This is a genomic window from Bifidobacterium choerinum (assembly GCF_002761235.1).
Lineage (GTDB): Bacteria > Actinomycetota > Actinomycetes > Actinomycetales > Bifidobacteriaceae > Bifidobacterium > Bifidobacterium choerinum.
In genome coordinates, this window is record NZ_CP018044.1 from 1,348,980 (window position 1) to 1,370,642 (window position 21,663).

15 protein-coding genes and 1 tRNA gene are annotated in these 21,663 nt (G+C 66.8%); 10 read left to right on the forward strand and 6 right to left on the reverse strand.

Annotation, left to right across the window (positions count from 1 at the left end):
- The first annotated feature begins 131 nt into the window (after positions 1-131).
- Both BcFMB_RS05405 and BcFMB_RS05410 read left to right on the forward strand, forming a co-directional pair.
- Positions 132-1,325 (forward strand): SLC13 family permease, encoded by a 1,194-nt coding sequence (locus tag BcFMB_RS05405; RefSeq protein WP_099721230.1) that lies wholly within the window; start codon positions 132-134, stop codon positions 1,323-1,325.
- Positions 1,326-1,611: 286 nt separating this feature from the next.
- A tRNA-Arg gene (locus tag BcFMB_RS05410) sits at positions 1,612-1,685 on the forward strand.
- A gap of 267 nt (positions 1,686-1,952) precedes the next feature.
- Here BcFMB_RS05410 and BcFMB_RS05415 read toward each other — a convergent pair.
- Positions 1,953-2,951 (reverse strand): zinc-binding dehydrogenase, encoded by a 999-nt coding sequence (locus BcFMB_RS05415; protein WP_024540733.1) that lies wholly within the window; start codon positions 2,949-2,951, stop codon positions 1,953-1,955.
- A gap of 157 nt (positions 2,952-3,108) precedes the next feature.
- Between BcFMB_RS05415 and BcFMB_RS05420 the strand changes: the two genes are divergently transcribed.
- The 4 genes from BcFMB_RS05420 (at position 3,109) to BcFMB_RS05435 (ending at position 7,440) form a co-directional block, all read left to right on the forward strand.
- The gene (locus BcFMB_RS05420; protein ID WP_099721231.1) at positions 3,109-4,968 is read left to right on the forward strand and encodes a 1-deoxy-D-xylulose-5-phosphate synthase; all 1,860 of its coding nucleotides are present in this window, start codon (positions 3,109-3,111) and stop codon (positions 4,966-4,968) included.
- Positions 4,969-5,197: 229 nt separating this feature from the next.
- The gene (gene purE, locus BcFMB_RS05425; protein WP_024540735.1) at positions 5,198-5,695 is read left to right on the forward strand and encodes a 5-(carboxyamino)imidazole ribonucleotide mutase; all 498 of its coding nucleotides are present in this window, start codon (positions 5,198-5,200) and stop codon (positions 5,693-5,695) included.
- Positions 5,679-6,845, forward strand: coding sequence for a 5-(carboxyamino)imidazole ribonucleotide synthase (gene purK, locus BcFMB_RS05430; RefSeq protein WP_024540736.1), 1,167 nt, complete (start codon positions 5,679-5,681; stop codon positions 6,843-6,845). Before purE ends, purK begins: the two co-directional genes overlap by 17 nt.
- Before the next feature lie 163 nt (positions 6,846-7,008).
- Positions 7,009-7,440, forward strand: coding sequence for a Fur family transcriptional regulator (locus BcFMB_RS05435; protein WP_024540737.1), 432 nt, complete (start codon positions 7,009-7,011; stop codon positions 7,438-7,440).
- A 78-nt stretch (positions 7,441-7,518) separates the two neighbouring features.
- Here the strand turns inward: BcFMB_RS05435 and BcFMB_RS05440 are convergent, their stop codons facing one another.
- Together BcFMB_RS05440 and BcFMB_RS05445 are read right to left on the reverse strand one after the other, a co-directional pair.
- Positions 7,519-10,200, reverse strand: coding sequence for a bifunctional lysylphosphatidylglycerol flippase/synthetase MprF (locus tag BcFMB_RS05440; protein WP_099721232.1), 2,682 nt, complete (start codon positions 10,198-10,200; stop codon positions 7,519-7,521).
- Entirely contained in the window at positions 10,197-11,612 is a 1,416-nt protein-coding gene (locus BcFMB_RS05445) for an alpha/beta hydrolase (RefSeq protein WP_099721233.1), read from the reverse strand. The genes BcFMB_RS05440 and BcFMB_RS05445 overlap by 4 nt, the downstream gene beginning before the upstream one ends.
- Before the next feature lie 404 nt (positions 11,613-12,016).
- On the opposite strand from BcFMB_RS05445, the gene BcFMB_RS05450 reads away from it, so the two are divergent.
- Positions 12,017-14,032, forward strand: coding sequence for an LTA synthase family protein (locus BcFMB_RS05450; protein WP_099721733.1), 2,016 nt, complete (start codon positions 12,017-12,019; stop codon positions 14,030-14,032).
- A 100-nt stretch (positions 14,033-14,132) separates the two neighbouring features.
- Here BcFMB_RS05450 and purD read toward each other — a convergent pair whose 3' ends face one another.
- From purD to purF, 3 genes are all read right to left on the reverse strand, one after another.
- Positions 14,133-15,398: a phosphoribosylamine--glycine ligase gene (gene purD, locus BcFMB_RS05455; RefSeq protein ID WP_099721234.1), complete on the reverse strand. Its 1,266-nt coding sequence runs from the start codon at positions 15,396-15,398 to the stop codon at positions 14,133-14,135.
- Positions 15,399-15,506: 108 nt separating this feature from the next.
- The gene (gene purM / locus BcFMB_RS05460) at positions 15,507-16,541 is read right to left on the reverse strand and encodes a phosphoribosylformylglycinamidine cyclo-ligase (RefSeq protein ID WP_024540742.1); all 1,035 of its coding nucleotides are present in this window, start codon (positions 16,539-16,541) and stop codon (positions 15,507-15,509) included.
- 111 nt (positions 16,542-16,652) lie between these two features.
- Complete coding sequence (gene purF, locus BcFMB_RS05465) at positions 16,653-18,209, reverse strand: amidophosphoribosyltransferase (RefSeq protein ID WP_024540743.1); 1,557 nt, start codon at positions 18,207-18,209, stop codon at positions 16,653-16,655.
- Between the two features lie 350 nt (positions 18,210-18,559).
- Here purF and BcFMB_RS05470 point away from each other — a divergent pair, with 350 nt between their 5' ends.
- The 3 genes from BcFMB_RS05470 to BcFMB_RS05480 all read left to right on the forward strand — a co-directional run bounded on the left by BcFMB_RS05470 (position 18,560) and on the right by BcFMB_RS05480 (position 21,608).
- Entirely contained in the window at positions 18,560-20,263 is a 1,704-nt protein-coding gene (locus tag BcFMB_RS05470) for a Y-family DNA polymerase (RefSeq protein WP_099721235.1), read from the forward strand.
- Positions 20,260-20,718 (forward strand): hypothetical protein, encoded by a 459-nt coding sequence (locus tag BcFMB_RS05475; protein WP_024540745.1) that lies wholly within the window; start codon positions 20,260-20,262, stop codon positions 20,716-20,718. The genes BcFMB_RS05470 and BcFMB_RS05475 overlap by 4 nt, the downstream gene beginning before the upstream one ends.
- A 227-nt stretch (positions 20,719-20,945) precedes the next feature.
- Positions 20,946-21,608 carry a DUF6591 domain-containing protein gene (locus tag BcFMB_RS05480; protein WP_099721236.1) on the forward strand — a complete coding sequence of 221 codons (663 nt, stop codon included), beginning with the start codon at positions 20,946-20,948 and terminating at the stop codon, positions 21,606-21,608.
- Positions 21,609-21,663: the final 55 nt, after the last annotated feature.

Genomic DNA, 21,663 nt, shown 5'->3' on the forward strand with positions numbered 1-21,663 from the left:
GAACGCAATGATTGCAACAGATTGCGGGCGAGATGCGCGCGAACGGTCGGCGATACACCACGCCGAATCGTTGCAACGGCGCGATTTCGTGTAGGATAGACCTGTTTTTGCAAGTGCGTTCTGGAGGATGAATGCGGCAACGGGTGCTCACGTTCATGCGCAGCGAGACCATATTGATCGTCGCGTCCATACTCGCGTTGATTTCATGCTTCATCGTGCCGCCGGACGGGCAATACGGCGGATACGTGCACGTGAGCACGATCGCGCAGCTCATCTGCCTGATGCTCGTCGTCGCCGGGTTCCAACGCATCGGCGTGTTCAGGATCATCGGCGCGTCGCTGCTGCGGCGCGTGCACACGGCGCGCGGCCTCGTGCTCACGTTGTTGTCGCTGACGTTCATCTCGTCGATGTTCATCACGAACGACGTCGCATTGCTCACCTTCGTCCCCTTCGGCCTGGCCGTGCTCACGATGGCGCGCATGGAGGACAAGGCGATCATCGTGTGCGCGCTGATGACGGTCGCTGCGAACACCGGCAGCATGCTCACGCCGATCGGCAACGCGCACAACCTGTACTTCAAGGCGCTCACGAGCATCAGCACCGGACGCTTCCTCGAGATCATGGCGCCGTATTCGGCGCTGTCGGCCGTGCTGCTCGTCATCGTCACGGCGGTCGTGTTCCGCGGACGCAAGATCACCGAGTTCGAAGGCATGGACAGCAAGGGCATCGAACGCCGCGTGCTCGCGCCGGACGCCTCGCGCGCGCAGCCGGACGAGATCAAGGTCACCGGCTACGGCGCCGGCTACGGCGGATGGCGCGCGATCGTGTACACGGCCGTGTTTCTCGTGTGCGTGCTCACGGTCAGCGACCTCATCCCGCTATGGGTGATGTGCGTCGTGACCGTCGTCGCGATGCTCGTCTGCGACCGCAGGTCCTTCCTGCACGCCGACTGGGGACTGCCGCTGACGTTCATCATGTTCTTCATCTTCATCGGCAACATGAAGCGCGTGCCGGAGTTCTGCGCGATCGCGCAGGCCTTCGTCGGGCAGCATCCGCTCGAGGTGTCGATCATCTCCAGCCAGGTCATCAGCAACGTGCCGACCTCGCTGCTGCTGTCCGGATTCTGCGACCAGTGGGTGCCGCTCATCATCGGCACAAACATCGGTGGCATGGGCACGCTCATCGCCTCGATGGCGTCGCTGATCACCTACAAGAACTACGCGCGTGCCTATCCGCACAAGAAGAGCCGCTATCTGGCCATGTACACGGTCGTGAGCGTGCTGTTCCTGCTGCTGCTGTACCTGCTCGCGCTGATCATCGAATAGCGCGGCCGCGTTTTGGGCGCGTGTCGGCCGTTGCGCAGGCGCGCTTGGCGTGTGCCGGCATAGGGTGGACTTGTGCGGTTGGACGGGTTCCGGTGCTGGACGGATTCGTGCGGTTGGACGGCGCCTGCTTGCGTCCCGTTCCGTCGGCGGCGTCGACGGGTTGTCCCGTAAGCCGGTCTGGTGCGTCCCGGTTCATCGATGGGGCAGACGAAACGGGACGGAATGTGGCCGATGAAGGCTTATGTACGGCGTCGTGCCGTGGGATGCGCTATACTGGTTCAAGTTTGGCCCCGTAGCTCAGCTGGATAGAGCATGTGACTTCTAATCTCAAGGTCGACGGTTCGAGCCCGTCCGGGGTCACGATCAGGGATGGCGTCCGCGCCATCCCTGTTGCATATGCATAGGGAAAGCATATTTATTGTCCCGGACCGCGTATGCGTGCGCAATCCAGGACGGTGGGGAGCTGGTGGGCGTCCTGTGGGGCGTATGCGTGCGCTGTGCGGGACACCGGGAGGCCCGTAGATGACACGGCTGGCGTATGCGTGCGCAATCCGGGACGCTGTGGAGCTGGTAGGTGTCCTGGATTGCGCACGCATACGCAATCCAGGACACTGCGCCGCGCCGGGACTAGAACGTGAGCACGACTTTGCCGAAGAGGTCGGTGGACAGGACGCGGGCGAAGGCGTCCCTCGCGTAGTCGACCGGATAGGTCGCGTCGATGATCGGATGCAGGTTCGTGTGCTCGACGAAGCGCAGCATCCGCGCGAAATCGTCGCGCGAACCCATCGTGTTGCCCTGGATGCGGATGTCCTGGAAGAACACGCGCGTCAGCTCGGCGCCCGGCTGGTCGCCGCTCGTCGCACCGCAGGTGACGACGACTCCGCCGGGACGCACCGAACGGATCGAATGGCTCCATGTGTCCGAACCGACCGAGTCGAGCACGGCGTCCACCTTGTGCGGCAGCCGTTCGCCGGTGGCCACGGCGGCATCCGCGCCGATACGCCGCGCCGCCTCGAGCTTGTCGGAACTGCGCGACGTGACGAAGACCTCGAGCCCGGCCGCGTGCGCGAGCTGGATCGCCGCGCTCGCCACGCCGCCGCCCGCGCCCTGGACGAGCACGCTGTCGCCGGGCTGCACCTGCGCGCCGTGCTCGCGCGAGAACAGCATCGAATACGCGGTCAGCCAGCTCGTGCCGAGCGCCGCCGCCTCCTCAATCGTGCAGTTCGCCGGCTTCGCGAACAGATTCGCCGCCGGCACCTGCGTTTCGTCGGCCATCGTGCCCGGATACCGCTCCGACAGGATCGTGCGGTGCTCGCCGGCCGGCACACCCGCGCCGTCGGCGCCGATGACCGTGTATGCGACGACCTCGTCGCCGGCCTTGAGCCCGGTGCGTCCCTCGGGTTCCTCCTCGAGCACGCCGCACACGTCGGTGCCGAGGATCATCGGCGTCATGTCCGCCAAGAGACCCACGCCGCGAAGCGACCAGATGTCGTGATGGTTGACCGAGACGGCGCGCGTCCTGATGCGCGTCCATCCGTATGGCAGCCTCGGCGTCGGCAGTTCGCCCACCGCGAGCGCCTCCAACGGCTGTTCCGGATTGATGCTCTGTGCGTATACGGCCCTCATCGCGGCTCCTTACGTCCGTTCGGGCGGCCACGTCGTCCACCCGCCATCCGCCATTCTAACGCGGCGCGGACCGCCTCGAGGCCGGCACACTATAATATGGTTCCCGGGGCGCGCATCCGCGTCCTTAGAACGCGACCGTAAGGATCTGATCAGACTCATGACCGGCGACATTCTGGCGAACATGCATGCACCCGCGGACGTCAAGAGGCTCAGCGCGGGCGAACTGGATGCCCTGTGTGCGCAGATCCGCGGCACGCTCGTCGATTTCGGCAAACGTCACGGCGGCCATATCGGCTCGAACCTGGGCCTTGTGGAGGCGACCGTCGCGCTGCACCGCGTCTTCGAGTCTCCGTTCGACAAGATCGTCTTCGACGTCTCCCACCAGAGCTATGTGCACAAGATGCTGACGGGCCGCGCGCAGGCGTTCCGCGACCCCGCGCTGTTCGACACGGTGAGCGGCTTCACGAACCCCGACGAGAGCGAGCACGACCTGTTCGTGCTGGGGCACACCGGCACGTCGATATCGCTCGCCTGCGGCCTGGCGAAGGAGCGCGACATGCAGCGCGCGGAGGGGCGCACGCCGCAGACGAACAACGTCGTCGCCGTCATCGGCGACGGCGCGCTGAGCTCCGGCATCGCCTTCGAAGGGCTCAACAACGCCGCCGAGCAGGGCGGCAACCTGATCATCATGTTCAACGACAACGAGATGTCGATCGCCGAGAACCACGGCGGCATGTACGCGACGCTCGCCGAGATGCGCTCCTCGCGCGGCCGCTGCGCCACGAACCTGTTCCGCGCGTTCGGTCTCGACTACCGCTACGTCGGGGACGGCAACGACGTGCACGCGCTCGTGCGCGCCTTCGAGGGCGTCAAGGACATCGACCATCCGATCGTGCTGCACATCCATACGACGAAAGGCCTCGGCATGGACGCCGAGGACGCCGCGCACGGTCTGACGGCGGGCCGCTGCGAGGCCAACCACTGGCAGTCGCCGATGCGCGACGCCGGCAAACCGCTCGGTGCGCGCAAATACTACGGACGGCTCGCGATGGAGGCGCTCGAACGGCGCTTCGGCGACGAGCCGGGACTCGTCGTCGTCTCGCCGGCGACGCCCGGATCGAACGGCATCACGCAGGAGTTCCGCGCGCACGCCGGCGCACACTACGTGGACACCGGCATCACCGAGGAGCATGCGGTCGCGTTCGCGGCCGGCGTCGCGAAGGCTGGCGGACGGCCAGTCGTCGCCACGTCGGCGACGTTCTTCCAGCGCACCTTCGACCAGCTGCAGCAGGAGGTCGCGATCAACGGCGCGCCGGTGACATTGCTGTCCTTCGGCGGCGGCATCTCCGACGCCGACAACACGCATTCGGGCGCCTTCGACATCACGATGTTCGGCAACATCCCGGGACTGCGCTGCCTTGCGCCGACGTCGCGGCGGATGTTCCTCGACATGCTCGCGTGGGCGACGTCGCAGGCGAACACGGCGCCGACGCTGATCCGCGTGCCCGGCGAGGCGATCCTCGACGCCGAGCGCGCCGGGACGCTCGACGCCGAGGCGACGGCCGAGCCTCAGCGCACCGACGCGGACGAGCCGTGGAGCGGCTACCGCATCGCACACGACGGGCACGACGTGGCCGTGCTCGGACTCGGCAACGCGTACCCGACGGCGAAGGCCGTCGTCGACATGCTCGCCGACGGCGCCGCCGGCGAGCACGTCGACGCGACGCTGATCGATCCGCTGCAGTTCTCGACGCTCGACGAGCGTACGCTCACGGCGCTCGCGTCGCGCCACCGCGTCGTCGTCACGCTCGAGGACGCGCAGCTCGAAGGCGGCTGGGGCGAGAAGGTCACGGCGTTCTACGCGAACATGCTGCCCGACGCGGACGTGCGGGTGCTCAACTTCGGCGCCGACAAGGAGTTCACCGACCGCACGCCGCTCGCCGAACTCGACTCGCGCTACGGGATGACGTCCGATGCGATCGTCGCGCGCATCCGCACGCTGCTGCGCACGGCGTGAGACGACGGGCGCGGCGACGACCGCGGCGATATCCACAACGACGTTTGCGATGACGTCCGCGACGACGTCCGCGCGCGGCATATGCGACGCACGGACGTCGCGGCTGCGATATCCGCCGCGCCCACCGCGATGTGAGACGGCGCAGGCCCTGTGGAACGCCGTGTGCGCCGGGTCGGCGTACAGTGGAACACGCAGCAAACCACCCGTCCACATCATTGCGGAGGTAACAATGACAGCCAGCAAGCCCGAAGTGGCCGTGATCATGGGATCGGCCAGCGATTGGGAGACGATGAAGCACGCCTGCGAGATGCTCGACCGATTCGGCGTCCCGTATCTCAAGCAGGTGATCTCCGCGCATCGCACACCCGAACTCATGGGCGAGTTCGCGCATGCGGCGCGCGCCAACGGCATCAAGGTCATCATCGCCGGCGCAGGCGGCGCGGCGCATCTGCCGGGCATGGTCGCCGCGCAGACGACGCTGCCGGTCATCGGCGTGCCGGTGCAGTCGCACGCGCTCTCCGGCTGGGATTCGCTGCTGTCGATTGTGCAGATGCCCGGCGGCATCCCGGTCGCCACGACGGCGATCGGCAACTCGGGAGCGACGAACGCCGGCCTGCTCGCCGTGAGCATGCTGTCGATGAACGACGCGGCGCTCGCCACGGCGCTCGACGACTACCGCGAGGAACTCAAGGAGAAGGTGGACGAATCCAATGCCAAGCTTGTCTGAAGAAACCGGCGGCAGCGCCAGCACGCTCATGCCGGGCGCCACGATCGGCATCGTCGGAGGCGGCCAGCTCGGCCGCATGATGGCGCTGTCCGCGAAATACATGGGATTCCGCGTCGGCACGCTCGACCCGACCGAGGACTGCCCGACCGCGCAGGTCGCCGACTTCCAGATCGTCGCCGACTACGACGACACGGCCGCGATCCGCGCGCTCGCCGAACGAAGCGACGTGCTCACCTACGAGTTCGAGAACGTCGACGCCGACGCGCTTGACGCCGTGCGCGACCGCGTCGCGATCCCGCAGGGCACCGACCTGCTGCGCGTGACGCAGAACCGCATCGCCGAGAAGACCTTCATCAACGACCACGGCATCGCAACGGCGCCGTGGGCGCCGGTGAACAGCCGCGCCGAACTGGACGCCGCGCTCGAAAAGATCGGCTACCCGGCCGTGCTCAAGACGGCCGAAGGCGGCTACGACGGCCACGGCCAGATCGTGCTGCACGACGCCGACGACCTCGAACGGGTCTGGTCGGACGACGGCTTCCCGCCGTCGATCCTCGAGGGCTTCGTCGACTTCGCCTACGAGGCGTCGATCCTCGTGTCCGGCAACGGCGAGGACTACGTGACCTTCCCGGTCGTGCGCAACATCCACTGCGACAACATCCTGCACAAGACGATCATGCCGGCGCCGATGGATGCCGACATGCAACGGCGCGCCCGCGAACTGGCCGTTGCGCTCGCGCAGGGCTTCGAACTGGCCGGCACGCTCGCGATCGAGCTGTTCGTGTGCGCCGACGGCACGCTCATCGCCAACGAGCTCGCGCCGCGCCCGCACAATTCCGGACACTACACGATCGAGGCGTGCGACTTCGACCAGTACGACCTGCATGTGCGCGGCATCTGCGGCTGGCCGCTCGCGCAGCCGCAGGCGCTGACGCCGGCCGCCGTCATGGTCAACGTGCTCGGCCAGCATGTCGGGCCGACGCGCGCGGCGATCCCCGAGCATCCCGAATGGCATGTGCACGACTACGGCAAGGCCGAGGCGAAGCACAACCGCAAGATGGGACACATCACCGTCCTGACCGACGACCCGGAACGCACCGTCGCCGAACTCGACGCGACCGGCTGCTGGGCCGACATCACCGATCGCTGACCGGCGGCGCCGACTCCCGCCCGCGCACGTGCACGTTCCGTGCATATCGCGCGGCGCCGGGACTCGGCGGCCCGATCCATCGGTAGAATCATAGGCGTCCGTGAACGGGACGGGCATCGGCACCGTCGTCAGGGCACCGCTTGGGAAGGAGCACAGCGACCGCATGCGCAACACACGGCAGAAGGATGTGATCCGCGAATCGCTCAAAGGGGGAGACGGCTTCGTCTCCGCACGTCAGCTGCACGAGAAACTCGAGGAGGCCGGCGAGCACATCGCATTGGCCACCGTCTACCGTCAGCTCAACGCGATGGAGGAGCAGGGCCTCGTGGACACGGTGCGCATGAACGGGCAGCAGCTGTTCCGTCTGTGCGGCGACGACCGCCACCATCACCACCTCGTGTGCGTGTCGTGCGGCAGGACCGTACAGATCGATCCGCCGAGCGAACAGTGGCTGAGGAAGGTCGCCGACACCTACGATTTCACGATCGAATCCCATACGCTCGAGGTCTTCGGCCTGTGCGCCGAATGCCGCGAACGCGAGGGGAGGGACACCGAGGCCGCCGATACCGGTACTACCGGCACGGACGCCGACTAGAGGGAGCGAAGGGCCGCGCACGATTGTTCGTGCGCGGCCCTTTCCATGTCCGCCGCCGGCGTCACATCCGCTTGGGCATCACGCCTGCTTCGGTGGATCCTGATGCGCGACCTGTGCGCCAGGATCATGCTGCGCGGAGTCCGGATCCTTCTTCGCGTCCGCATCCTTCTTCTTGTCCGTGTCGTCGTCCGCCTTCTTCGGCTTGAAGCTCGAGAGCATGCCGAGGGCGCCGCGGAACGTGAGCGTCGGCAGATAGGCGCGCACGATCGCGATGCCGAGGTTCGCCAGCAGCGCCGAATCCGGGTAGCAGATGTAGACCGGATGCTCGGAGGGCTGGAACTTCTTCTTGAAGTTGTACAGTGACTTGAATCCGTAGGCGGGTTCGAGCAGGTCGGCGACGAGCGCGAGCGAATGTTGCAGCATGACGGTGCCGTCGATGTTCGCCCCGTCGTCCGGCTTCGCCTCCGATGCGTCGTGCAGCCCGGTCAGCGGCGCCGCCGACAGCGAGATGAAGTCGACTGGCTCATCCGGATGCTCCTCGTCCCAGTCGTGCATGCGTTGCGCCATGCGCGCGATGAGGAACTCCATGATGCCGTTGTAGCTGCCCGAACGGTAGCGCATGAAGTCGAGCGTCCATCCGGCGACGTGTCCGTCGCGCCACGTCGGCAGCCAGCTCGTGACCGCCTGCACGACGCCGTCCGCGTCGATCGCGTAGAGGATGCGCACGCGCGGGTCCTTGAGCTCCTCGACGCCGCCGAGCGTGAACTTCATCTCGGGCAGCGCCTTGCCCTGCGACCACTGTTCGGAGATCTCCTGGATCTGCGTCTGCACGTCGGACGGCGCGTCCGCGTAGGTGCCCATCACGTCGGTGATGCCTTCGCGCTTCGCCTTGTTGATCGCGGTGCGCACGTCCTGCCACTTCTTGCCGGTCGTCTTCCAGGCCCGCGGGTCGATGACCATCTCGTCGCCGACCATGATCGAATGCCATCCGAGGCGCGCCAGATGGTCGCGCGCCGGCCGGTGCACGGCGTAGAACACCGGCGACCACGAATGGTCGCGGCAGAAGCGCGCGAACTCGTCGAGGTCGCTCATCCACTCCTCGGAATCGCCGAAGGGGCCGGTCGTTGTCAGCGCGATGTGGTTGAGCACGCGGTAGGCGACCGCCGAACGTCCGGTCGGCGAGATCCAGTATTCGTTGCCCTCCCACGTCGTCATGAAGCTCATCGACTCGCCGCCGTGCTCGACGAGCTCCTCGGCGCGCGCATGCGCCTTGCGGTCGTAGTCGATCGTCGCGTTGAGCCATGCGAAGGCGACGACGACGAAGACGATCCAGAACACGATGCCGACGCCCTGATAGACGGCCGAGGCGAGCGCCGTGCCCGGCACGAAGGCCAGCCGCGTGTTCGTCAGGAAGCCGATCGGCAGGAAGCGGCCGGGCAGTTCGGCGAGCAGTGCCCGCAGCCCCGGACGCGGCGTGAAGTCGGCGGCGTGCGTCAGTCCGAAGACCAGATAGACGGCCGCGCACAGCACGAGGGTCGCGCCGAGCACGATCAGGCCGACGTGCAGCGGGCGCGCCTTCGTGCGGATCGAGAAGTCGGGCAGCTTCGCGATGAGCGCGACGGCGTACAGCAACGGCACGAGCGTGTTGACGACGCAGGTCTCGACCGCGCGTCCCGAGAACGGCATGGCGGCACCGGACGCGAAGGGCATGACGAGGTAGTAGCAGACGGTGATCGCGCTCGAGGCCAGATAGAAGACGATGCTGCAGACGGCGGCCGCGCGCCGTCCCAGATAGACGCCGATCGCGAGCGCGACCATGACGAGCAGCGGCAGGACCGAACGCAGCAGATCGCCGGTCATGCTCGCGCGCATCAGCTCGTACTGGTGGAAGCAGCCGCTCGTGATCTGCCCGTGCATGCAGCTGGCGAGCTTGCCGGTGTTGACCGAGACGGGGCTGAGCACCCAGGCCAGGCCGGTGAGCGGGCCGGCGTGCGAGCGCGACGTGGCGGCGATGACCGGGCCGACGGCGAGCACGACGCCGATCGCGCCGAGGATGCGGCGCGTCTCGGACGAGCTGCTGTACTGCCAGTGCCACGCCTCGTCCTCGATCGGGGGACCGGCCATCGCGCGGCCGATGAGCTGGCCGGCGATCGCGGCGACGAGCAGGCAGTAGTCGCCGGGGTTGCCGCCGTAGAGCAGCACGACGAGGATCGTCGTGTAGCCGATCAGCAGGATGCGCCGGCGCCACAGCTGGTAGGCGAAGGCCGTCGACGCAAATAGCGCGCCGACGACGAGCACGAGCGGCGACAATGTGAACGGGACATGGTAGATGATCGCGTTGTCCTGCAGCAGCGCGTTGAATCCTGCGCACAGCAGCAGGCCGAACGCGATGCCGATGACGGCGCTCGACAGGCTCGCCGTGACGGTGCGCCACACGCCCATCATCGGTTCGGCGATGCACAGCATGCACACGATCAGCAGCGCCTCGACGATGAGCTGGAACACGCTGCGCGTGAGCACGAGCGACGGCAGAAGCCGCGCGAGGTCGAAGGCGCCGAGCGTCGTATGCATCGACGCGTACGGCAGCGTGCGGTGCTGCGCCGCGTACCACAGCCACCAGCACAGGTTGACGACGACGAATCCGAAGGTCGTCCACAGCGCGAAGCGCTGCTCGTGTGCCCACCGGCGCAGGTCGCGGCCGAGTTGGACGCCCGCGCCGCCGTCGTCATGCGGCCGTCTGGCCGTCGTCTGTCCGCTCATTGCTGCACCTCGATTCCCGCACGCTCCTGCATCCGTCTTTCCTCCCGTTGTCTCTCGTCAGTGCCCGACCCGTGCCGGGACATGTCGCCGACGCCCAGGCCCATCCGGTCGCACAGCCACGGCAGCGCGACGGCGAAGGCCTCGTTGACCGCGCGCCAGTCGTGTCCCGCGTCCTTCACCTTGATCCGGACAACCGTCCATCCGGCCTGTTCGGCCGCATCTCCAATCGTAGCGATGTTCGCCACCGACGTCGTGTCCTTTTCTCCGGCCGCCAGAACCATCGTCTGCTTCGACGGCGCGTGCGCGCGCAGCGCGTTGACGGGCACCTGCCGCTCGTAGGCGGCGCGGTCGCCGCCGAAGTAGCCTTCGACCATCTGTTCGACGTTGCCGTCGGTCGGCGCGATCTCGCCGTCCACGGCGAGCACGTTGCCATAGAGCTCCGGGTGGTTCGGCCCGAGCTGCGTCGAGCAGGTGCCGCCCTGCGAGAAGCCGCCGATCGTCCAGTCGGCCGGATCGCGGCTCACCGGCAGGTTCGCGCGGATCCAGTCGGGCACGTCGCGCGTCAGATACGTCTCGGCCTTGCCCCAGCGCGTCGTGTCCGAGCACAGCGAGTTGCGCGAGCTCGCCGTGTTCTGGTCGGGGGAGACGACGATCGGCGCCAGGCCGTCGTGTTCGTTCGCGTACTTCGTCAGGTCGTCGATCGTGTCGCTCGCCGTGAAGAAGCGCGTCGGGCTGCCCGGCTGCCCGGCGAGCATGACCATGACCGGCAGCTTCGGCGGCCGCTTCGCGAGCGCCGCCGGTGGCAGCCACACGAGTCCCTTGCGCGCGCGGAACTTCGAGGCGGGGTTCGGGATGTCCACCGACAGCAGCCTGCCCTCCTTCTCCGGCGTCACCTCGCCGGAGGCGACCTGCTTCGCCCATGCGTCGACGCTGACCGTGTCGAGCGAGACGTGCAGCGTCGAGATGTGCGGATACGGCGAATAGTCGACGAGCGAGCCGATCGTCTGGTATTCGCCGTAGATCGCGTTGACGCGCACGCCGGTGGCGAGCAGCGTCAGTGGGACCATGACGATCGCGACGACGCGCCGCCATCCGTGCGTGCCGACGGCGGCGGCGACGAAGAAGCCGAGCAGCAGGAAGCCGACGGCGCAGGCGACGATGACGTCCCATCCCAGTTCGACGCCGAAGAGCACGATGCCGTCCGAGACGAACCATGCGGCCGCGCCGCCGACGAGGCCGCAGACGATCGCGACGACGCACTGGCGCGCCAATACGCGACGCCTGCCGCGCTGCGCCTGCGCGGCGACGAGCACGGCGAGCCCGATCGCGACAAGCGTCCAGCACAGGATCGGGAACCATCCCCTCGTGATATGGATCGCATAGAACCACTGCCATGCGGCGACGGAAGCCATGATCGTCCTCCTCGATTGACGGTTGCGTTGTGACGGTTGCGCCGGCGGTCGGGCGGCCGTTCTTCGACAGACGTCCGGCGTGCGGGCGGTACACACTGTAACGTCGCCGTTGACATGCGCCCGACGATTCGCCGCATCGCTGAAACGGCGCGGGGAGGCGCGCGACGGAGCCGCGCACAGCGGATTGTCAGCTTGTCGGAGGACAATGGACGCGGCCTTTCCCCGTCGCGAAATCGCACCGCCGACGCGACGCGGACGAATCGGCACCCACGAATCCAAGGAACCAACACCAAGACATCTGGAGCGGCACGACAGTGGACAACGAACAACGGCAGGCGGACGCCGGCAACGTCGACATCGAGGAACTGACGATCCGGACGATCGACCCGGAGCAGGCCCGCGCGATGCCCCCGCGCGGCGCGCACGGCACACGCACCGTCTGGGCGGTCGTCTACGCCGTCCTTTTCCTCCTCGCCGACTATGTGGCGCTGGCGATCATGCAGTGGGGCGTCGCACTGACGTCGACGCGCGTGCAGCTGTCGAGCGCGAACGAGGGGCTCGGCGCGATGTGGCACAAGATGTTCACGCAGGGCAACTGCGTGCTGCTGCTCAACCTGCTGCTCATCGGACTGATCTATCTGATCCTGTTGATGGCGACGAACCGCTTCTGGGTGGCGACGCCGATCCTGCTGTCCGCCGCCGCCGTCATCGCGGCCGCCGAGAAGATGAAGATCGCGACGCGCTACGAGGCGATCCTGCCCTCCGACCTCAACTTCCTGGGCGGCAACACCGGCGACCTGATGAAGTTCCTGCCGCCGGAGGCGGGCGGCATCATCGGCGTCGCCGCCGCGATCATCGTCGTCTCGATCGCGATCGCCGTCGTCTGCTGGCGTCTCGACCCGCGCCGCGGCGCACTCGTCTCCGGCGGCAACAAGGCCGTCGGCGCCTGTACGCGCATCCTGCTCATGCTGCTGCCGGCGCTCGCCGTCGCCGGCTACGCGACGTCGGTCGGCAGCGTCGACTCGTGGGGGTACCACGTCTCGCGCGGCATGGGTGACAAGCCGTCGATGTGGGACTCCGTCTACGACGCGCAGCGCAACGGCGTCGTCGTCTCCTTCCTGCGGCAGGTCGACCCGAAGGTCATGGACGAGCCGGCCGACTACAGCAGGGAGACGATGGACGAGGTCGCGGCGCGCTACGCGAAGGAGGCGGCCGCGATCAACCGCACGAGAACGCATTCGCTCGACGACAGCACCGTCGTCTACGTGCTGTCCGAATCGTTCTCCGACCCCACGCGCGTGCCCGGCGTCGAACTCAACAAGGACCCGATGCCCGACATCCGCAAGATCAAGGGGGAGACGACGAGCGGACTCATGCTCTCGTCGGGCTACGGCGGCGGCACCGCGAACCTCGAGTACATGGGACTGACCGGCCTGAGCATGGTCAACTTCGACGCCTCGCTGACGAGCCCCTACCAGCAGCTCGTGCCCGGCGCCTGCTGGACGCCGAGCGTCAACCAGCTGTGGGGGCCGCCGAGCAACTCGATCGGGCTGCACCCCTACGAGCCGAGCATGTATTCGCGCGAGACGAACTACAAGAAGCTCGGCTTCTCGCACTTCTACGCGCTCAAGGGCGACGACGTCATCGCGCATCAGGACCGCATCGACGATTCGCCGTACGTCTCCGACGAGGCGACCTACAGGAGCACCGTCGAGGAGATCAGGAAGACCGACGACAACCAGTTCCTGCAGGTCATCACGATGCAGAACCACATGCCGTACAACGACTGGTACAAGGACAATGAGTTCACGGTCACCGACGCGCCCGGCTCGGACAAGCCGCTCACCGACAAGGAGAAGCGCTCGATCCGCACCTACGCGAAGGGCATGGAGCTGACCGACGAGGCGACGAAGGACTTCCTCGAGGAACTCGACGACATCGACAAGCCGATCACCGTCGTCTTCTACGGCGACCATCTTCCCGGCATCTACTCGACGGCCGGCGCGGACGCGCGCAACTCGGTCGGGCTGCATCTGACCGACTACTTCATCTGGTCGAACAAGGCCTCGTGGAGCCACGACACGAAGATCGAGGACAGCGCGTACACGTCGCCGAACTTCTTCATCGCGCAGGCCGCCGAACAGATGAACGCGAAGGTCTCGCCGTACATCGGCTTCCTGACGCGCATGCATGAGCATGTGGCCGCGATGGAACCGCCGGTCGTCAACACGATCCAGGGGTGGGACCGCATCCCCGAAGGCCAGGCGATCTACCTCAACCAGGACGGCGAGCCGATGGCCTATGCGGACATGGACGCCGAGACCAAGCAGCTGCTCGCCGACTACCGCCTCATCCAGTACGACATCACGGCCGGCGCGAACTACCTCAAGGACACCGACTTCATGAACCTGCCGAAGTGACGCCGTCGGTCAATCGCATATCGCGCGGCATATGAAAGAGCGGCCGGCTTCCCCATCCGGGGATACCGGCCGCCCTTTCATATGCGCTCGGCTGCGCAGATCAGTCCTTGAGCGCCTTCGCGCCGATGTCGTGACGGTAGAACATGCCGGTCGTGTCGGCGGCGTCGAGGATTGCGTAGACCTTGTGCTGCGCCTCGGCGAGCGTCGGCGCCGAGGATTCGACGAGCAGCACGCGGCCGGAGTTCGCGACGAGGCCGTCGCCGTCGCGCGCGACGCCCGCATAGTAGACGTGCGAGTCGTCGTCGACGTGCAGCTCGGGGATGCGCGCGCCCTTGACGACGTCGTTCGGATAGCCGTCGGAGGCGAGCACGACGCCGAGCGTCGCATGGTCCTCGTCCCAGGTGAACTCGGGCGTCTCGCCGTTGAGGATCGCGTCGACCGCGGCGCCGAGGTCGCTCGTGAGCTTCGGCAGCACGACCTCGGTCTCCGGGTCTCCGAAACGCGCGTTGAACTCGATGACCTTCGGGCCGTCGGCGGTCGCGATGAGGCCGGCGTAGAGGATGCCGGTGAACGGCGTGCCGTCCTGCGCCATCGCCTCGACGGTCGGCTTGACGATCGTCGCGATCGCCTCGTCGACGACGTCCTGGCCGATCTGCGGGACCGAGCTGTAGGCGCCCATGCCGCCGGTGTTCGGACCCTGGTCGTCGTCGTAGGCGCGCTTGTGGTCCTGACTGATCGGCATCGGCCAGAAATCGGTGCCGCTGACGAAGCTCATCAGCGAGAACTCCTGACCCTCGAGGTAGTCCTCGACGACGACCTTCGCGCCGGCCGCGCCGAAACGGTGGTCGACGAAGATGTCGTTGAGCGCGGCGACGGCCGTCTCCTCGTCCATCGCGACGGTCACGCCCTTGCCCGCGGCCAGGCCGTCCGCCTTGATGACGATCGGCGCGCCGTGCCCGTGCACGTACTCGACGGCCGGGGCGAGCTCGTCGAAGGTGCGGTAGGCGGCCGTCGGAATGCCGTAGCGTTCCATGAGCTGCTTGGCGAAGTCCTTCGAACCCTCGATCTGCGCGGCGGCCTTGCGCGGGCCGAAGGCCTTGATGCCGGCTTCGGCGAAGGCGTCGACGATGCCGTCGATGAGCGGGACCTCGGGGCCGACGAAGACCCAGTCGTAATCGTTGTTGCGCACGAAATCGATGAGCGCGGCCTGGTTCGACGGCGCGAGCTGCAATGTGCGGATGCCGTCCTCGAGCTCCATGCCCGGATTGCCGGGGGCGACGGTGACCTCTTCGACGCTGCCGCCGCGCAGCAGCGCGTCGGCGATCGCGTGTTCGCGCGCGCCGGAACCGATGACCAAAACCTTCATGTCTCTTCTTTCTTCGGGAATGGTTGGGAACAATCGTTGGAAACGACGAAAATCGCCGGGAAACAACGTGGAAGGCCGCGCGCGTGACGCGCACGGCCTTCGGATGGCTCAGACGAGCTCCACGTCCCGGTCGGACTTCTCGACGACGGCGCCGATGCGGTAGGCCGCCTCGCCCGCATGGTCGAGCAGGTTCATGACCTCGTCGACGCGGTCGGCGGGCACGGCGACGACCATGCCGATGCCCATGTTGAAGATGTTGTACATCTCCATATGGTCGACGTCGCCGGCCTTTTCGATGACGTCGAAGATCGGCGGCACCTGCCATGCGTCCAGGTCGATATGCGCGGCGAGGCCGTCGGGCAGCATGCGCGGCACGTTCTCGATGAAGCCGCCGCCGGTGATGTGGGCGACGCCGTGCACCAGATTCGCCTCGAACAGCGGCATGAGCGCGTTCACGTAGATCTTCGTCGGCGTGAGCAGCACGTCGCCGAGCTCGCGGTCGCCCAGTTCGGGCAGACGCGTGTGCACCGTGTAGCCGGCCCGCTCGAAGAGCGCCTTGCGCACGAGCGAGAAGCCGTTCGAATGCACGCCGGTGGACGGCAGGCCGATGAGGACGTCGCCGGCGCGGATCGCGGAGCCGTCGACGATCTGCGAACGTTCGGCGCAGCCGACGGTGAAGCCGGCCAGATCGTACTCGTCGGCGTCGTACATGCCCGGCATCTCGGCGGTCTCGCCGCCGATGAGCGCGGCGCCCGCCTGCACGCAGCCGTCGGCGACGCCGGAGACGACCTGTTCGAGCACGGCCGGGTCGTTCTTGCCGCAGGCGATGTAGTCGAGGAAGAACAGCGGCTGCGCGCCCTGGGCGACGACGTCGTTGACGCACATCGCGACGCAGTCGACGCCGATCGTGTCGTGCTTGTCCATGAGCTTGGCGATGACGAGCTTCGTGCCGACGCCGTCGGTGCCGGAGATGAGCACCGGCTCCTTGTAGTCGAGCGACGCGAGGTCGAAGAGGCCTCCGAAGCCGCCGATGCCGCTGACGACGCCCGGACGGTCCGTGCGCGCGACGTGCGATTTGATGCGCTTGACCACTTCGTAGCCGGCTTCGACGCTCACGCCCGCGTCTTCATATGCTTGTGGCATGCTGACCTTTCTGTCCGCCGCGTGGAATCGGCGGGTCTCGTTGGGGTTTTCGGTGAGGTTTGGCCGGTCGGCTTTGCGCATGGGCGGAGCCGGCCGGACGGATCGGATGCGCTAGATGTTCGGGACCATGTATTCGGTGGGCGCGTCGGAGGCGTGCTCGCCGAGGGGCTTCTGGTGCATCGTGTACTCGGTGCCTTCGTACATCGTCTTCCTGCCGTTGTATCCGGGCAATGTGACGCGGTCCTCCGGCGTCAGCGAGGCGAGGAAGTCGGCCTCGTAGTCGTCGAGCGCGGTCGGGTAGTCGCCGTTGAAGTAGGCGACGCACAGGCCGCCGTACGGCGCGTCCGCGTTCAGGCCGATCGATTCGATCAGGCCGTCGAGGGAGAGGAAGGCGAGGGAATCCGCGCCGATGAACTCGCGGATCTCGTCGACCGACTTCTTCGCGGCGATGAGCTCCTGCGTCGTCGAGATGTCGATGCCGTAGAAGCACGGGTATTTGAGCGGCGGCGAGCTGATGCGCATGTGCACCTCGGCGGCGCCGGCCTCCTTGAGCAGCTGCACGATGCGCTTCGACGTCGTGCCGCGCACGATCGAATCGTCGATGACGACGATCCTCTTGCCTTTGACGACCGACTTGACGGCGGACAGCTTCATGCGCACGCCCTGCTCGCGCAGCGCCTGCGTCGGCTGGATGAACGTGCGTGCGACGTACTGGTTCTTGATCAGGCCCATCTCGTTGGGCAGTCCCGCCTCCTCGGAGTAGCCGGAGGCCGCCGATAGCGACGAGTTCGGCACGCCGATGACCATGTCCGCGTCGACCGGCGACTCCTGGGCGAGGCGCGCGCCCATGCGCTTGCGTGCCGAATGCACGTTGACGCCGTAGATGTCCGAGTCGGGACGCGCGAAGTAGATGTACTCCATCGAGCAGATGGACAGCTGCGTGCGGCTCGTGTACGTGTGGATGCGGTAGCCGGAGTCGTCGATGACGATCATCTCGCCCGGCTGGATGTCGCGGATGCGTTCGGCGCCGACGACGTCGAGCGCGCAGGTCTCGGACGCGAGCACGTAGGCGCCGTTGGACATGCGGCCCAGGGACAGCGGGCGGAATCCGTTGGGGTCGAGCGCGCCGATCATCTCATGTTCGGTCATGATCAGATACGCGAAGCCGCCGTGGATCGTGTTGAGCGCCTCCTGCAGCTTGTCGGTGATCTTCGCACGCACCGAACGGCGGACCAGATGCATGAGCACTTCGGTGTCCGAGTTCGAATGGAAGATCGCCCCCTCGTCCTCGAGCGCGCGGCGCAGCGAGAAGCAGTTCGTCAGGTTGCCGTTGTGGCACAGCGCCACGTCGCCGTCATGGAAGCGGAAGATGAACGGCTGGATGTTGTCGATGCCGCCGGATCCGGCGGTCGCGTACCTCACGTGGCCGATCGCGGCGTCGCCCTGAAGCCGCTGGATGTCCTTTTCGTCTTGGAACACCTGGGTGAGCAGGCCGAGCCCACGGTGTCCGATGAGGTGGCCGTGGTCGTTGGAGACGATGCCGGCTCCCTCCTGGCCGCGATGCTGCAATGCGTGTAATCCGAAGTAGGTGAGGCGCGCGGCATCGGGATGTCCCCATACGCCGAAAATGCCACATTCCTCATGGATCTCTTCGAGTTCAGCCGACAAGCCAAAACTCCTTCCACAACTGGAGACAGGGGATTCGCTACGAGATAAACCCTAGCAAGTGTCGACTACATCGGGAAACGCGGATTTTGCCAGAACGGCGTCATCGCAACGAATCGGCGACGCACGCCCATTCACATGCCGGACACGGGCGTGCGACGCGGCCGTTCGGATGTGGAGTGGCAGTTCCGCTTCCGCGGCGATCGGCGAGCGCGAATTCGCCTAGCGCATCGTCGCGTCCCCAGGGCGGGGCGCCGGAACGGAACCGACGCTGCGCCCCGCGTTTGTATGGCGGGACGCCGACACGGCGCGCCGGGCTCGACATATTCGAACGTTTGTTCGATAATGGGGGCATGGACGCACGCAGCTATCTCGCCATAGACCTCAAGTCGTTCTACGCATCCGAGGAATGCGTGGAGCGCGGGCTCGATCCGCTCGACGCCAACCTGGTCGTCGCGGACCGCTCGCGCACGTCCAAGACGATCTGCCTCGCCGTTTCGCCGTCGCTCAAGGCGCTCGGCATCGGCGGGCGTCCCCGTCTGTTCGAAGTCGAGGAATGCATGCGCGAGGTCAACGAGGAACGGCGGCTGCATGCACCGGGACGCCGCTTCACCGGCGGATCGTCAAGCGCGGCCGCGCTCGCGGCCGACCCGTCGCTCAAGGCGGAGTTCATCGTCGCGAAGCCGCGCATGGCGCACTACCTCGAGGCGAGCGCGCGCATCTACGGCATCTACCTGCGCTACGCCGACGCGAAGGACATCCACGTCTACTCGGTCGACGAGGTCTTCATCGACGCCACGTCGTATCTGGGATACTTCGGCTGCGACGCGCACGAGCTCGCGCGGCGCATCGTCGCCGCGATCGCCGCCGAGACCGGCATCACGGCGACGGCCGGCATCGGCACGAACCTGTATCTGGCGAAGGTCGCGATGGACATCGTCGCCAAGCACGTCCCGGCCGACGCGGACGGCGTGCGCATCGCGCGTCTCGACGAGATGGCGTACCGGCGCTCGCTGTGGGCGCACCGTCCGCTCACCGACTTCTGGCGCGTCGGCCCCGGCGTGTCGCGCACACTCGAACATCATGGGCTGATGACGATGGGCGACGTCGCGCGCTGCTCGATCGGTTCGGTGAACGACTACTACAACGAGGGGCTGCTCTACCGGCTGTTCGGCGTCAACGCGGAGCTGCTCATCGACCACGCATGGGGCTGGGAGCCGTGCACGATCGCCGACATCAAACGCTACCGGCCGGCCCGATCGACGCTGAGCTGCGGGCAGGTGCTGCACGAGCCCTACGACTGGCGGCGGGCGCGCACGATCGTGCTCGAGATGGCCGACGATGTCGCCTACGAGCTGCTCGGACACGGCGATGTGACCGACCATGTCACGCTGACGGTCGGCTACGACGTCGCGAGCCTCGGCGGCGCGCACGATGGCGGATATATGGGCCCGGTCGACGTCGACCGCTACGGCCGGCGAGTGCCGAAGAGCGCGCACGGCTCGCATCGGATGGAGGCGGCGACGGCGAACGCGGCGCGGCTGCGCGAGGCCTTCGCCGGGATCTTCGACCACGTCGTCGACCCAAGGCTGCTCGTGCGGCGCGTCACCGTCGGCGCATCGAAGATCGCCTCGGACGGAGCGGATGGTTCGGTCGCGGACGGGCATGCGGAGGGTGCCGGACGGTACGAGCAGCCGGATCTATTCGCCGCCGCGGATGAACGGGGCCCGGATGAGCTCAGCGCGGATGGGCGGCGCACGGGCGGACGGCATGCGGACGGGGAGCGTTCAAACGGACGAAGCGTGAGCGAACGGGGTGCAGGCGAGCGGGATGTAGGCGGGCAGAGTGCGAGCGGTGCGCGCGGAGGCGACGACCATGGCGGTCGCGGCGATGTGCGCCGCGACGCCGACCGCGACGCACGCGAACTCGCCGTACAGCGCGCGCTGCTCGGCGTCAAGGAACGCTTCGGTGGCAACGCTGTGATCACCGGCCTCAATCTCGAGGACGGCGCGACCGGCATCGAACGCAACCGGCAGATCGGAGGGCACGCTGCATGAGTCTCGAACACACGCATCGCTACGACGACATCGTCGATCTGCCGCATCACCGCTCGCGCATCCATCCGGCGATGCCGGCGGCGCAGCGGGCTGCGCAGTTCATGCCCTTCGCGGCGCTCACCGGATACGAGGAGATCATCGACGACGTCGCACGCCCGCGTGCGCGCCGCGCCGAACTGGGGGAGGATGCGCGGGAGGAGCTCGACCGACGTCTGTCCGCGCTGCTCGCACGTCTCGACGACATGCCGCATGTCGAGGTGACGTATTTCGTGGCGGAGCATGACGGCGCCGACGTCGGCGAGTACAGGACGGTGCGCGGCGCGGTGCGCGGCTATGACGGCGCCGCGCGGCGGCTGTCGATCGACGGAAGTCAGGATGCGTCGATCGATGCGCGCGGCGATGGACGCTGCGAAGTATCCTGCGCGGACATCGTGCGGATCGTCGTCGACGCATGAGCGGTCGTCGACGAATGCGAGATGGAGGCACGCAGCGCGGCGGGCGTGAAGATTGTGTCGAAAAACACGAAGAAACGGCGGTGTCGGCCGACGTTGTCATCGTCTGATTTGTTAGGATGGAATACGGATTAAAGCCATCGTGATGCAAACGATGGATGTGCCGCGCGTCGGCCGCGCGCATGGATGACGACGGTGCCATCCGTCGTCGATGAGGTCAAGGAGCCCGGATGGAAACCACAGAACCGAAGCAGTCGAAGTCGAAGAAGATCTGGATCATCGCCATCGTCGGCGTCGTCGTCGCCGCGCTCATCGCCGTCGGCGTCATCGTTGCGCTACGTCTCAACGCGAAGGACGATGCGGAGGCCGAAGCCAAGCCGGCCGCCTCCACGTCGCAGAGCGCGGCATCGGAGGACAAGGACGACAAGAGCAAGGAATCCGACGGCAAGGACGCCGACGGCAAGGAGGAGAAGGTCGCGCCGTCCACGACCGATCCCGAGCAGGTCATGAAGAACTACGAGGAGTTCATGACGAAATACGCGCACTACGCGACGCTGCTCAACAGCCAGGAGGGCATTCCCGCCGATGAGGTCGAAGGATACATCGAGTGGAACAGCCAGATGGAGGACATCCTCGCACAGATCGAGGCGGTCGAGAACACGAAGCTCACGCCCGAACAGCAGAAGGAATTCGACGCGATGCTCGACCGCGTCGACGACATGATGGTGAAGGCCACCGGCTCGGAGCTCGTCCGTACGCCACGCTCGGCGGAGGAGGCGAAGAAGCAGGCCGAGGAACGCAAGAAGGCCGCCGAGGAGTCGCGCAAGGTGCTGACCGGAGGCGCCGGTTCGAGCACGGATGACCAGAAGGACTCGTCGACGCAGACGAAGTGACGGCATCAGCCGATCGGACGTCCGCCGGTGGGACATGATAGGCATGCAAGCGGCA